At 46.2% G+C, this 14249-nt stretch carries 13 protein-coding genes; 1 reads left to right on the plus strand and 12 read right to left on the minus strand.

Annotation, left to right across the window (positions count from 1 at the left end):
* Nucleotides 1-5: 5 nt before the first annotated feature.
* From A4R26_RS00350 to A4R26_RS00400, 11 genes are all read right to left on the minus strand, one after another.
* Entirely contained in the window at nt 6-2558 is a 2553-nt protein-coding gene (locus tag A4R26_RS00350; protein WP_242674790.1) for a DUF5686 and carboxypeptidase-like regulatory domain-containing protein, read from the minus strand.
* Nucleotides 2559-2939 carry a GtrA family protein gene (locus tag A4R26_RS00355; RefSeq protein ID WP_081158487.1) on the minus strand — a complete coding sequence of 127 codons (381 nt, stop codon included), beginning with the start codon at nt 2937-2939 and terminating at the stop codon, nt 2559-2561.
* Nucleotides 2940-2995: 56 nt separating this feature from the next.
* A complete protein-coding gene (locus tag A4R26_RS00360; protein ID WP_081158489.1) occupies nt 2996-3466 on the minus strand; it encodes a phosphatidylglycerophosphatase A family protein in 471 nt (156 codons plus the stop codon).
* Nucleotides 3466-4794, minus strand: coding sequence for an inositol-3-phosphate synthase (locus tag A4R26_RS00365; RefSeq protein ID WP_081158491.1), 1329 nt, complete (start codon nt 4792-4794; stop codon nt 3466-3468). Before A4R26_RS00365 ends, A4R26_RS00360 begins: the two co-directional genes overlap by 1 nt.
* Before the next feature lie 25 nt (nt 4795-4819).
* Complete coding sequence (locus A4R26_RS00370; RefSeq protein ID WP_081158493.1) at nt 4820-5812, minus strand: NAD-dependent epimerase/dehydratase family protein; 993 nt, start codon at nt 5810-5812, stop codon at nt 4820-4822.
* Nucleotides 5813-5963: 151 nt separating this feature from the next.
* Complete coding sequence (locus tag A4R26_RS00375; protein ID WP_081158495.1) at nt 5964-7103, minus strand: GNAT family N-acetyltransferase; 1140 nt, start codon at nt 7101-7103, stop codon at nt 5964-5966.
* Nucleotides 7100-8311, minus strand: coding sequence for a serine palmitoyltransferase (spt, locus tag A4R26_RS00380; protein WP_081158497.1), 1212 nt, complete (start codon nt 8309-8311; stop codon nt 7100-7102). The genes A4R26_RS00375 and spt overlap by 4 nt, the downstream gene beginning before the upstream one ends.
* 270 nt (nt 8312-8581) lie before the next feature.
* Complete coding sequence (locus tag A4R26_RS00385) at nt 8582-9478, minus strand: helix-turn-helix domain-containing protein (RefSeq protein WP_081158499.1); 897 nt, start codon at nt 9476-9478, stop codon at nt 8582-8584.
* A gap of 226 nt (nt 9479-9704) precedes the next feature.
* Nucleotides 9705-10340, minus strand: coding sequence for a class I SAM-dependent methyltransferase (locus tag A4R26_RS00390; protein WP_081158501.1), 636 nt, complete (start codon nt 10338-10340; stop codon nt 9705-9707).
* Between the two features lie 86 nt (nt 10341-10426).
* Nucleotides 10427-11146 carry an SDR family oxidoreductase gene (locus A4R26_RS00395; RefSeq protein ID WP_207625650.1) on the minus strand — a complete coding sequence of 240 codons (720 nt, stop codon included), beginning with the start codon at nt 11144-11146 and terminating at the stop codon, nt 10427-10429.
* Between the two features lie 93 nt (nt 11147-11239).
* Nucleotides 11240-12172: a helix-turn-helix domain-containing protein gene (locus A4R26_RS00400; RefSeq protein WP_081158505.1), complete on the minus strand. Its 933-nt coding sequence runs from the start codon at nt 12170-12172 to the stop codon at nt 11240-11242.
* Nucleotides 12173-12373: 201 nt separating this feature from the next.
* On the opposite strand from A4R26_RS00400, the gene A4R26_RS00405 reads away from it, so the two are divergent.
* Complete coding sequence (locus A4R26_RS00405) at nt 12374-13054, plus strand: DUF3826 domain-containing protein (protein ID WP_081158507.1); 681 nt, start codon at nt 12374-12376, stop codon at nt 13052-13054.
* Nucleotides 13055-13146: 92 nt separating this feature from the next.
* Here the strand turns inward: A4R26_RS00405 and A4R26_RS00410 are convergent, their stop codons facing one another.
* Complete coding sequence (locus tag A4R26_RS00410; protein WP_081158509.1) at nt 13147-14220, minus strand: ligand-binding sensor domain-containing protein; 1074 nt, start codon at nt 14218-14220, stop codon at nt 13147-13149.
* Between the last annotated feature and the right edge of the window lie 29 nt (nt 14221-14249).

Here is a 14249-nt window from a genome sequence, read left to right on the forward strand (position 1 = left end):
TTTTATTAAAATTCAAATCTTGCCCGGGCACGGATCCCCCATTTCGGTACATCAGGGTTTTCCAGGTACGACAACCGCCTAACGTAGTCGACCCGTAATATTTTGAAGATGTTACCGATGCCCACATTGGCTTCCATATAAGGTTTGGAGGCCAGTGAAAATGTGGTGGTGCGGCCTGTTTCATCTGTAGGGAATACAAACGCTTCCTTGCTGTACGCCGGATCGTTTTCCCTGCGGATACCGCCATACACCATCTTAAAACCGGCCACTTCGCGCAGCTTCAGCTTTTTTATCACCGGGAGTTTATTAAAGATGAACCCATTGAAATAATAATCGGTGCTTACCGAGGCATAATGATCGCTTACAAACTCCATAAAGTTCATCATATTGAAAGAATTGAGCTGGTAAGCATACGTTTGGTTGGCGCGATGGATGGTAAGTAAAGGGTAGGGAAGTTGCCCGAAGGTATAACCACCTTCGGTTACCACATCGGCATAACCGAATTGTGAAAAATAGAACCGCTTGAAAATATTGGCGGTGACCTGCTGATAATCATAATCACCGTTGGCCAGTCCTTTTATACCCGAGATATACCTTAGCCGGAAGATCGGGTATTTATTATAGATAGGGATGCGATAGGTTTTTCCCTGGTAAAATTGTTCCCGCGGCGCCCAGCGTACTTCTGCCGATAATTCGGTAGTGGTGATATCCCGGATGGTTGAGATGCCGGTACCATCAAATTTTTGATAAACGATATTACCGGCAGCCTGTTGCTTCCAGTTCTTGAAACCGAATGTATAGCTGATGTTTTTGCCAAACTCGCGCACATATTCTGCAATAAAAATATCGTTGTACAACCACTTGTTGTTATCGCCCCGTTTGAATGATAACAGGAAGTTATCTTCCTGTACAAACTGCAGTTCCTGTCCCGGTATTTTGGTATCGTGCTGAAAACTTACCCGCAAAAAATTATAGGGAAAGGTGTAGATCGATTTTTTGTTGAAGGAATAAGCGCCGGATAAAAAATATTTCACGCGCTCATCTTTGAAACCGTAGGCGGCATAGGTTTCGAAATACAACCGCTTGCTGAATTTGGGGGTGGTACGGCCGCCGAACCGCAGCCGGAATCCTTCCACCGGGTTAAAACTGTAAAATGCGTTTACGGGACCGATATCGAATGGACCGGCCGCCTTGTATCCTGCCAGCAGGAACGTGGCCCAGTCCATCAACCTGCGGTACGATCTCATATTTTTCAGGCTGTCCATGTTCGTGTAGGCCTTTTGTTCAGTGGCAGAAAGGGCCGTATGCCGGTTGGCCGTCCAGAAACTATCGGTAGCCGAACCGGGGATATCGACAATTACTTCCCGGCTGCCTTCATACACCGAATCGGGCGCGGGCTGGTTCGTGATATAATTCTTATAGGAAACCGTTCTTTCACCAACCAGGCCGCCGGAAGCTTTTTTCGACAGGGCAAATTCTGCCAGCATGTTGCTCTTCACCACATGGTACCGGCCATCGGCGCCACGTTCAAAATCCTGTTTTATCCGCAGTTCTCTTGTCCAGTTGAGGTTGGCATGTTTTGTAAGGCCCATCTGGATCTTCTGCACGGCATAATTGCCATCGAGCGTTACGAACATGGAGCCCCTGAACAAAAGGTCGTTGGGGTTACGTGGTGCAAACGTAAGCTGTACCAGTTTGATGCCATCCTGTTCAACGGTATCTTTCAGGTAAAAACGGTAGAAGGTGGGAGCGAGGTCGGAAATGGGACTTAGCAACTGGTTCGAAAGCAAGGTGAGGTTGGGTTCATAAATATCGATGGGCGTATACATGCTGTTCAGGTACCGCGTAATACCATCGTTGTCGACGAATTCGCCCAGGTTCACTTTTTTCTTTGCCAGCACATAGGTCTTTTCTTTTGAAGGGTTTTTCCGGTAATATTTATCAGAAAGGGTTTCTTCGAGATAAACCGGTATCAGGGCCTTTCCCTCGAGGCGGGTAGTGTCCTGGTTCTCGACCAGAAATTTATAATTCTTCAAAAGCCGGCTGTTCATCAGCTTTTCAGGTTTATTGGTGAGCGACAGTTCCATTTTCTCGTACTGCTGGAATTGCACATATTCGAAGGCGCTCATCCGGTTGCGGGCCCTGTTGTCAACTACTTTCCTGATAAGATCAACTGCCGGGTTGTTCCGGTTGCTGTATTTGGTGCGTCTTCTGGAGTTTACGGTTACCGACGCCATTTCCGCCACTTCGAGATTTACATCGAGGTTTTGCGTAATGCCGGTTTCTATTTTTTTACGCAATACTTTATACCCGTTGAAGGAAAACTCCAGCGTGGTATTTTTCGGGTTAGTGGTTGAAATGGAATAACTGCCGTCCTCACCGCTTATCACGCCTTTGCTGCCTTTGAAGTATACACTTACAAAAGCAAGCGGCGCATGTGTCTGGGCGTCTCTGACCATTCCCTTTACAACCGTTTGCGCCTGCGTGTAAACAAAAAAGCAGGTAATAAAAAGGAATAAGGTCAGGCTTTTTTTACTATCGATCAAACTAATCATCATCTACCAATTATTGCTGAACACAAAATTCTTTTGCAGGGGATAATTGTACAGGAAAGCAACCAGCAGTGATGTCACTACTTTTGAAATAGTGTAGTGTAAGCCGGCCTGACAGGCGAACAGATATACGCCGCCCGTATTCAATAACAGGTTGCCGGCCCATACCAGCGCATACTTCCCCAATTGCCTTACCGCCTTATCATCTCCTGCCCTGAAAACCCAATGCCTGCCTATTGAAAAATTAACAATACCTCCCGTTACCGTACCTGTAGCCGCGGCCGTTACCACATTTACCTGGCCCCATTGTACCAGCAGCATGGTCATTAAAAAATCGCACAGTGATGCTGCCAGCGATGCCACATTGGCTTTCAGGAAAGTGAACATTACTATTTCTGATTTGGAGATTTAGAGATTTTGAGATTTGCTTATTGCTCATTAGCTTAAGAGAATGCGAAATCCCGAAATCCCAAAATCTCAAAGTTCTTGAACAGCCATAAGATCAGATGGGAATAAATACCCGCCAGCACATCATCGGCCATTACACCTATACCGCGCGGCAGCTTTTCTGCTTTACGAATGCCCAGCGGTTTTACAATATCGAAAAAGCGGAACAATACGCAACCTGTAATGATATACCAGCCACCGGTGGGTAAGAACGCCAGCGTTATCATCATGCCTGCCACTTCATCGATAACAATACGGTTGCTGTCGTGCTCCCACACGGTTTCCATTTTTGTGGCGCTCCATGTACCGGCTGCCAGTAATGCCACCATCAGCAATACCTGGTATGTATACCCTATGGGAATAAAATACCAGGCTATGCAAAAAGCAACTGCAGCGACGGTACCTGCTCCTTTATTGAGGAAGCCGATGCCACCTGCAGTTGCTACTATGCCTGCTATGCTCATCATTATCCTATAACCTGTTCGGCTGCCCGAATATGTTTCACCGTGTTGAACTCCGGCTCATCTTCCTTCATCATATTCCGTAACACTTCTTTCAGTGTGTTCAGCTGTTTGAAAATATCATTTTCAGCAGGCACGCCTTCCTGCGTTTGCGGCGATTTCAGATAGAACGATAACCAATCCTGTACACCGTACATGCCGGCGCGTTGGGCCAGGTCGGCAAAAAGCGCGAGGTCAAGCACCAATGGTGCTGCCAGAATGGAGTCGCGGCAAAGGAAATTGATCTTGATCTGCATCTGGTAATTGAGCCAGCCGAAGATGTCGATATTGTCCCAGCTTTCTTTATTATCGCCATGTGGGGGATAATAGTTAATGCGGATCTTATGGTACAGATCGCCGTAGAGGTCGGGATGCAGATCGGGCCGCAGGATGTCTTCCAGTACACCGAGCTTCGATACTTCCTTCGTTTTGAAATTCTGTTCATCATCCAGCACCAGTCCATCGCGGTTACCCAAAATGTTGGTCGAGTACCAGCCGGTAACACCCAGCGAACGCGCTGCCAGTCCGGGCGCCACGATCGTTTTCATCAGCGTTTGGCCTGTTTTAAAATCCTTACCGCCGATGGGCGTTTTTGTTTTGTTGGCCAGCTGCACAATAGCAGGTATATCGGTAGTAAGGTTAGGGGCGCCATTGATAAAAGGAATGCCCTGGCTTACGGCTGCATACGCATACACCATGCTTGGGGCAATAGCCGGGTCATTGTTCTTCAGGCCCGCTTCAAAAGCAGCGATCGATTCATGTACCGCAGATGCTTCGAGGTATTTTTCGGTTGAGCCGGTCCATACGATCACAACGCGGCTTACTTTATTTTCTTTTTTGAATGTTTCGATATCCCTGATCAGTTCCTGGGCGGCATCCCATTTGTTAGCCGATTGTTTAATGAACTTACCGTCGAGGTTCCTTACATAATCCCTGTCGAAAACGGCTTTCATGGGCCTGATGGTTTCCAGTTCGGGTTTCAGCGCATCCAGCAAATGCTGGTCGAGCACTTTCGCATGGCTGGCCGCTTCGTACACGTTGTCCTCGTAAATATCCCAGCCACCAAAAACCACGTCTTCGAGTGATGCCAGTGGTACAAAATCCTTTATCAGCGGAAAACGGTCGCCTTTTCCTTCGCCCAGTTCAATATGACCGGTTTGGGTAAGCGATCCAACCGGCTTCGACAAGCCTTTCCTGGTGGCGATAACGCCTGCGATCATAGTGGAAGCTACAGCACCTAAACCAGGAAGCAGGATGCCTAATTTTCCTTTTGCCGGTAACATTTGTTCTTTCATAAAACCTTAATTTTTCTTATATAAATTATAACCACTTGTGTTCTCTATACCATTGTAATGTTTCCCTGAGCCCCAGCTCCAAAGGGTATTGCGGACGAAAACCTAAATGCGTTCCTGCCTTTTCGATACTGCATTGCCAGTTGATGGCCGTTAGCTCCTGCAGTTTCTCCCTGTTCAGCACCGGGGTTTTACCCCGCCATGCATATAATTTTTCAAGGGTAAAGGCAATACCTTGTACCATTTTATGAGGCAGGTGCAATCGTAATGTGTTCTTTTGTAAGATCCATTTGCAAAGTCGGGCAAGCTCATACTGATCATAATTTCCGCCATCGGAAATATGGAAGGTCATCTGTGATACCCGGGAGAACAATGCATCGACGGTTACCGAAGCCAGATCTTTCACGTATACAAAACTTAACTGTTGATGGCCCCTTCCGATATATGCTTCTATTCCGCGGTTGATGGAACGCATCATGATCAGGATATCGCGTTCACGTGCACCGTACACCGCCGTTGGGCGAAGCACCACCAGCGGCAACTGTGGCAATGCCTGTAATTTTTGTTCTGCCAGCAGCTTACTTCTGCCGTAAGCGGTTACCGGGGCGGGTGTTACCTCTTCCGTTAGCAGGGTGTTACAGTGGTTGAGCGGACCAACCGCAGCCAGGCTGCTCATAAATACAAACCGGGTGATCTGTTTGCCCGGAACCTTCAATGCGGCGTTTGCCAGGTTGAACGTATACCCGGCATTGATGGTATCATAGACCTGTTGTGAACCTGCGCGGGTAGCGCCGGCCGCATGTATAATATATTTACAGCCGGTGGCTGCCAGTTGTTTCACCAGCAGTTCTTCATTGGTATAATCCAGTTCACAGTATTCGAGATCGAATGCTTTCAGGTGATCGATAACACTGCCCGGCCTGACCGCAGCACATACGGCCAGTCCTTTTTGCAAGGCGGCTTCAATAAGGTGAAAACCTATAAACCCGCTGGCGCCTGTTATCAATACCTTTTCTTTCATTTATCTATGGTGAATGGTCAATGGTGAATGGTGAATGGTCAATGGTGAATCGGCAAACGTGAAAGATTTATACTCGTAGCTCACTATCAAATGCTAAGCTCCTTTATTTCTATTCTTTCCCTCTATCACCTCTATCAACCTTGTCAACCTATCAACTTGTCAACCTGTCAGCTAACGTCTTTTCAAAAATTCGGTAGCGTTTATAAACTTTACCATTGATGCTTTCAATTCCTTTATTCATCATTTCATTGTGCTCGAGGATCCAGGATGCTTCTGCGCCTTTCATTCCCCGTGCACTTACGCGTTTGATTATCGCGGCATAAAAACAGGCTTCAATACCCATCTTCCTGTATTCTTTATTTACGCCCAAGGCCAGCACGCGAATGCGGTCGATCTTTTTCATATTGAACAACAGTTTGAAGATGCCGGTTGGCAGCAGTCGTCCCCGCCGTACCTTTATCAGGATCTGGTTGATATCGGGTATAGCAAGGGCAAAACCTATTTGTTTGCCATTGTGTTCCGCTATGAGGCAAAACTCTTCATCGAGCACCATCTTCAGGTCTTTTGCCAGGTAGCTGAACTCGCTGTCGGTCATGGGTACAAATCCGAGGTTCTTATCCCAGGCAGCGTTGTATACTTCGCGCACTTTATTTGCTTCGTTGGCGAGGTCTTTTTTATTTACGGGCCGTATGGTGATATTGTTCCGGCGTAGCCTGTTCAGTAATTTTTCTTCGAGCAATACCGGCCGTTTGCCCACCGATTCAAGTGAAAGGTCCCAGGCCAGCAGGTCTACTTTCTTTTGCAGCGACAGCATCTCGAGCAGCGATGTATAATAAGGTTTATTATACGTCATCATGGCCAGCGGTGGTTTGTCAAAACCGTCGATCAGCAAACCGCATGGCTCATTGGTTGACGGGTTTACCGGCCCGATGAGGGTCGTGGCGCTATGGTCTTTCAGCCATTGTTCCGCCGAGGTGAACAGCGCCGATGCCGCTTCCATGTCGTTGATGCATTCAAAAAAGCCGAAGAACCCATCGGTGGTATTGTTGAACCGGTTGTGGTTATTGTTCAGGATGGCAGCAATTCTTCCAACGATGGCATAGTCTTTATAATAAAGGAATAACTGCATTTTTGAATGTTCATGAAACGGATGTTTGCCGGGCGTCAGCAGATCGCGCTGCGCGATAAACAGTTCAGGAACATAATTGGCATCCCCTTTATACAGTTCATGCGGGAAGTCGATGAAATCTTTTAACTGCTTTTTTGTATTTACATTCACTATACCGGTCATGCGCTTTCTTTTTTCAGTTTCAGGTCAATGCCCAGTGTCAGGGCTGTTTTCTTCATTTTATCCACGGCTTCCTCTATCTGGCTAAAGGAATGGGTGCTCATGAGCGAAAGCCGTATCAGGGACGACTCTGAAGGCACAGCAGGGGACACAACGGGGTTTACAAAAACGCCGGTGTCCTGCAGGGCTTTGGTGAACAGGAATGTCTTGTGATTGTCGCCAATGCGTACGGGTATGATGGGGCTTTGTGTTTCGCCGGTATCGAATCCCTGCTCCTGCAGCAGTCCCATCATATAATTGGTATTATCCCAGAGTTTATTGATGCGTTGCGGTTCCTCTTCAATAATATCGAGGGCGGCAATAACGCTGGCGGTAGAAGCGGGCGTCATGCTGGCGCTGAAAATAAGTGCGCGGGCCTTGTGCTTCAGATAATCGATCACTTCACTATCGCCTGCAACAAAACCGCCGAGTGAAGCAAGCGACTTGCTGAAGGTGCCCATAATAAGGTCGGTTTCGGCGGTAAGGTTGAAATGCGAGGCGGTGCCTGCGCCATTCACGCCAATAACGCCTAAGGCATGTGCATCATCTACCATTACGGCAGCGTTATATTTATCGGCAAGTGTTGTAATAGCGGGAAGATTGGCGATATCGCCTTCCATACTGAAGATGCCGTCGGTAACGATCAGCTTGAACGCGTTTTCGGGTAACAATTGCAACCGGTGCTCGAGGTCCTGCATATCGTTATGCCGGTACTTGATCACCCGTGAGAATGAAAGCCGGCTGCCATCGATGATCGATGCATGGTCGTACTCATCGAGTAAGAGCACATCTGCACGGCCCGACAAAGCAGAGAGCGTACCAAGGTTGGCCTGGAAGCCGGTGCTGAAAAGGATCGCATCTTCTTTGCCGGTATAGGCGGCCAGTCTTCTCTCCAGTTCAACATGCAAGTCCAGTGTACCATTTAAAAACCGCGAGCCGGCACATCCGCTGCCATATTTTACAATGGCACGACTGGCGGCTTCGGCTATCCGTGGGTGGTTAGTAAGGCCAAGATAAGAATTGGAGCCAAACATTAACACGCGTTTCCCGTTGAGTGTTACCTCTGTTTCCTGTCCTGATTCAATTACGCGGAAATAAGGATACACGTTTTGCGCTCTTATCAGGTCCGCATCTTTGAACAGTGAAATTTTTTGCTGTAGTATATTTCGCATTAAATAACTTTCCAAACTTTATATGATCCGATCTACGGATGCAAAGTTGGAAATAGAACAACATAAGCGCAATGTCAGAAAGTCTCCGGAGTATGTCTAAAATTCCCTGTCTTATAAATCAATCACCAGGTAAAAATAATAACGAACTTTTTCTGAACAAAAGCTTGCCGGCGTTGTATTGTATCGAATTGATAAATGGTTGTACGAATATAATTATACGTTGGCACAAGCCTGTTTGGCCTATGTCAAAAAAGGATGTCAATATGTTTATTATGCACCTTTCCTGAAGTCGGATGGTGTGATGCCGGCGTAGCGTTTGAAGAATTTGCTGAAGAAGAACTGGTCGCTGAAATACAACAGGTCTGCCACCTGTGCAATGGTCAGTGATGGGTCGCGTAACAAAATTTTTGCTTCAACGATCACCAGCTCATCGATGTATTCGCCGGCTGTTTTGCCCGACAATTTTTTTACCGTTTGGGTGAGGTATTTGGGCGTTACGAATAACCTGTTGGCATAAAATTGCAGGCTGCGTTCCGATTTAACATGTTTCGAAAGCAATGCAAGGAAGCGCCAAAGCAGCTCTTCTTTATGATCGTGTACCGCTTTTTTCTGATTTGAATATTTGTGGTAAAGACCGGCCAGTTCAAACTGGAACACATTGAAGAAGTGACGTACCACTTCTGCGGTAAAAGGATGATCGCCTTCGGCGAAGTTCTTTTCGCGCAGCATGGAAATAACTGTCATGAGCCGCGCCGCATCATCGCTGCCCAGTTGAATGTGCATGCTTCCACTGTTAAAAAGGAAATCGAAAAGATCGATATACCTTTGTGAAAGTCCGGTGCCTAACAGGAAGTCGGGCGTAAATGCCACGCAGGCTGCTTTACAGGTATCCTCTACATCGTCGGCCTGGCGTATAACATGCGGGGGAATGATCAACAGGTCATTTTCTTTTACAATTTGTTCCTCTCCATTCAGGTGAATACTCATAGCGTCATGCGTAACAAGCAATACCCAATAGGAGTCTGTACGAAAGGGCTGTGAAAAGTGGATCTTATCGGGATCGGGCTTTTTTATAAATACCCGGAGGCCATCAAGATGCCATGACTGACCGGTGAGGTCATTCATCTCCTTAATGGTACGCAGATGAATGGGACTAACGCTCTTCATACGAAAGGTTTAAAGTGTATGAAGAGGGCATAGAAAGGTTATGTGTATATAATAATATACTACAGATCAGTGTTGAAATCATAGCAGTATTAAATTGATGGTATTCCTTTCATATTAATATGGCGGGAATGCCAGATCAAATGTTAACGAGGAAGTAACGCCGGAGATTGAATGATTGTTCAGCAGGTTTAAAGAAAATTAAAAAAAGATTAGATTTTTATTTTTTTTATATGCTGAGATATAAAAGGCTGACTGCCGTATGCTGCTGTTGATGTACCACGTGCATTTCAAATTGCTGTTTGCACCAGGGCTGCAGTTTTTCAATAAAGGGCCTGGCCATCAGCCGCTGGGGTGTGGTGAGGAGAATGGCAGTGCCTTGTTGAATAAATTGATGTAAGACCTCATAGAGCTGGTTGAACTGCTCTGGATCGTAATTGATATCACTTAACAACAAAACATCTGCGGTAAGACCGGCAGGCAGCTGGTTCCAGTTAAGCAGCCGGCAGGTAATATTTGATAGCTGCAAATGTTTAGCAGACGCGTTCATACATGTAACCGCCGCTTCGAGGTAATCGCTGCAGCAAACTGTTTTTGCATAGTGTGCGGCCACGAAGGAGGGGAGGCCCAGACCGGCCGCCAGTTCCAGCACATGTTTGCCCTGCACCAGTTCAGGATGCTGCTGTATATAATCGGCAAGTGCCAGCGCGGCAGGCCATAGTTTTGTCCAGTGCGGAAAAGGCACGTCTGTATGTACCTGTTTTTGCCGGAAGTAATCGTTTTGCACTTCCTGTGCATCGGGTACAAACAGGTTGATGGTATAACCCGGCCTTTCGATATGTTGTAGTTGAAGTGATGGTGACATGGATAATGACTCCTATAAAAGATCAAAAATATAAGACATCTGAAAATTTTCACTACAGATGCCTTATATTTTTAGCAGATCGAACTTTACGGGTGCAGTTTCGCAAACTCCTTTTTCAATTCTTCGGCGCCTATGTTAGCCCGGTGCTCACTCATTCCATAGGTAAGTTCGGTTTTGCCCTGTTCCAGTTGTTCAAAAATGCTCTCCACAAAGGGGCCTACTTCGGGTGCATGATCGTGCAAACCTTTTCCTCCCAGGTCGGTCTTCAATGCCGGCGGAACGATCTCTACAATTTTAATATTGCTGTCTTTGAGGATATACCTTAACGACAGGGTAAATGACCGTAAGAACGCTTTGGTTGCGGAATACACGGGTACTTTGGCGAAAGGCGAAAAGGCCAGTCCCGAAGTCACATTCATGACGGTATCCAATTTAGGCAGTTTCATAAACATTGCGGTCAGGTGTAAAGGCGCTTCAATATTGATGGCAATTTCCTTTTGTGCCTTTGTAAAGAAGTTATCGTCAGAAGGCGACATCCAGTGTTGAATACCGGCGTTATTAACGAGCACATTCAGGTCGCTGTGCTCCGATGCTATCCATTTGTACAAGGCTTCTCTTTCCGCGGCGCTTTCCAGGTCGCATTTTTTTATAATGACCGCCGGGTGTTTATCGGTCAGTTCCTTCAGCACCTCTTCGCGCCGGCCGCAAACCAATACGGTGTGATTGTCTTTTAATAAACGTTCAACGATGGCCAGTCCGATACCGGATGCGCCACCGGTGACAAGTATTTTACTGTTTGGTTTCATGTTCATTTACTTTTTACTTCGTTAATTGAAGTGTAAAGGTAGCGGCACAGGCGGGCAGCGGTGTTGTAAACAACAATCCAATATTTGCAAAAATCAAACCTTGTCCGGTTCTTCGCGGAAAGCGTTGGGGGAAAGGCCGGTATGTTTACGGAAGAAGTTGCTGAAGTGGGCCACTTCCTCGAATCCGAGGCCCCAGGCCACCTGTGAGATGTTCCAGTTGGTATGACGCAGCAGAATGCGGGCCTCCTGTAACACCCGCTGGCCGATGATCTCTGTAGTGGTTTTGCCGGTTGATTCCTTCAACGCCTTGTTTAAATAGTTCACGTGCACCGACAGGCGGTTGGCATAATCGCTGGCGGTGCGCAGTTCAAGCCGCTGAAACAGCGACTCGATGGGAAATTGCCTTTCCAGCAGTTCTATAAATATGGAAGTGACGCGGTCAACCGCTTTGTGCTGCGTTGGCAGGGTAGAAGCGGGTTGCAGCTTTTGTCCGTAATGGATCAGTTCCATAAGATAATTTCGCAGCAGATCGTATTTATAAACGTAGTCTGAAGCCAGCTCTTTTGCCATCTTACGGAAAATGGCGGCTATTTCTTCATAGTCGTCATCGGTGAGTTGAAATACCGGAAAACCGCCAGGTTTATAAATGGGCAACTCGTCGAGCACGACGCCGTTTTTAGCAGAAGAAAAATAAGAGTCGGTAAATATGCAGAAGTAACCCATCTGCTTTTCGTCCTGCGGTACGTAATGATAGGGAATGCGGGGCGTGCCGAACAGCAGGGCGCTTTTTTCAATATTGATCACCTTGTCGGCATACTCCACATGGTTGCGCCCGTTAATAAGACTGATCTTATAATAATTGCGCCGGTTATAGGGCATAACGCCTTTTTGAGCGCGAATACCGGCAAGGTACTCATCGATCTTAAACACATTGAAGTGCCCTACGGCCTTATCGATCCCCTCGGGAATGTTGGCGGAAATGCTTTTATAAAAAGCCGACAGGGTTTTTATTTCATCCTTCTTCATATTACCAGCGGGTTTGCAAAAATCAAATGTACGGGAATTGATAAAAACTGCACAATCCCGGGGAGCAAAGGGGTCGAAATCGACTCCTTTCTCCGGGGAGTTGGAGCCGGTACCAAATATTGTAAAAAAGACATTTCAGCTTTGCAACTGTCTTGTGTAATTATTGGTCTTAGTTTTAATCCTTTGTTTAATTAACTTACCATGAAGACAAATTTGCCATTAATTGTTGCGCTGTCGTTTATTATTTCCGTAGCGGCCCAGGCCCAGGCCGATAACGCCAAAACCGCAGCGGCCATCGAAAGGTCAAATGCTGAATCAGTGAAAAAAGCAACCGAATGGGCGGCCGGTCTGAAACTGGCAGATACGGAAAAGGAAAAGCGGGTAGCCACGGTGATCGGTATTCATTTAAATGCCATTCGCGACTGGAACAACGAGCATCCGTTTACAACTGTTCCGGCCGGGATCAATCCCGCTACCGGAAATAAACTTTCCGAGCTCGACCGGCAGATCATTGCCAATTCAGCCATGCCGGCTTCCATTCATAAAGACCTGATGGATGCATTGAAAAAAGAGCTGACGCCTGAACAGGTGGAGTTTATTCTTGATCAATACACCATTGGCAAAGTGGCATTTACACTTAAGGGTTATAATGCTATTGTTCCCGACCTGAAACCTGAAGAGGAAGCCAAAATTCTGGAATATCTTAAACAGGCCCGCGAGCAGGCGATCGATTATAAAAGCATGAAACAGATCTCCGCCATTTTCGAGATCTATAAAACAAAATGCGAACAACACCTGAACAACAATGGCCGTAACTGGCGGCAATTGTATAAAGCGTATGTAGATAAGGTAAAAGCGGAGAAGGCGGCGAACAAAAAATAATGATGGAACATGAAATTTACAGAGCGTAATCTACGTCAAAAACAAAAGTACCGCCTGAAGCATAATTCCATCTTAAAAAAGGGCTATACACATTATTTCTGACCGGCAGCACTTTTAAAGTCCGTGATGGTCTTTCCATCATAACGATATACTCCGTTCAGAGATCCAAACCAAATACTGCCATCGTTAGCTTCCAAAAGCCCCAAAAAAGCTGGTGGTCCTGACTTAATTTCGGTTACAGTTGGCTTTTTACTGTACAAGGATTTTGCATCATAACGGGAAACTGACCAGACCTGCCCAGCTCCAGGAGGCTCATCTGCCCCTGTAGTCCAGATGTTTCCCTTTTTATCTTCGATTATTGCATAAGCCCCCTTCTGCGAAACTTTAGTAAAGGTTTTGCCGTTATAACGCCAAAGTCCATTATTATCACCGAACCAAATGCATCCTTTTTTATCTTCGATTATTGACCAAACATTTTTAAACGCCTTGCCATCTTTGTTTTTTAAAACGGTAAATGTTTTTCCATCATAAACGAACATATTTTCTCCTTGTGCACCAAACCAAAGCCTGCCGGTTTTGTCTTCAAGGAGTAAACGAATACTGTTACTGGGAAATCCATCTTTTGTGGTAAAATTTCGAAAAGATTTCCCATCGTAACGGCTTGCTCCGAACCAAATGTTACCGGCTCTGTCTTCATAAATATGCAGCGCTGAATTACCGGCAAGTCCATCCTTTATTGTAAAATGCTGGAAGCCTGCCTGTGCGCCAGGCAGGGATTTACCCTGCGCGAATTTGTCATTCAGGCGGGCATTGTAAAAATAAACACCTGAATCCTGGGAAGCGAACCATAAATTTCCATTTCGATCTTCCAGCACATCCCAGAAGGTCGGCCACTGTATTGTACTTGTTATATTGGTAAACGATTTTCCATCGTACCGATACACGCCTATGTAAGAAGCAACTAAAATGTCTCCGTTTTTGGCCTGCCTTACATTCCTAACCATACTCATAGGCACTTTGGAGGTGGCAGCCTCTTTAAGTTGAGACTCGGATAATCCTGTTCTATGGTGCCTGATATTATCTTGTGGTACGTTTGTTTGTTTTTGTCGACAGGAAGTGTGAACAACAAACACTAGAAACAACGCATATACGTGTACGCATTTCATAATTTTTCTATTTAATTATCGTGAACAGA

Source organism: Niastella populi (genome assembly GCF_002078015.1).
GTDB lineage: Bacteria > Bacteroidota > Bacteroidia > Chitinophagales > Chitinophagaceae > Niastella > Niastella populi.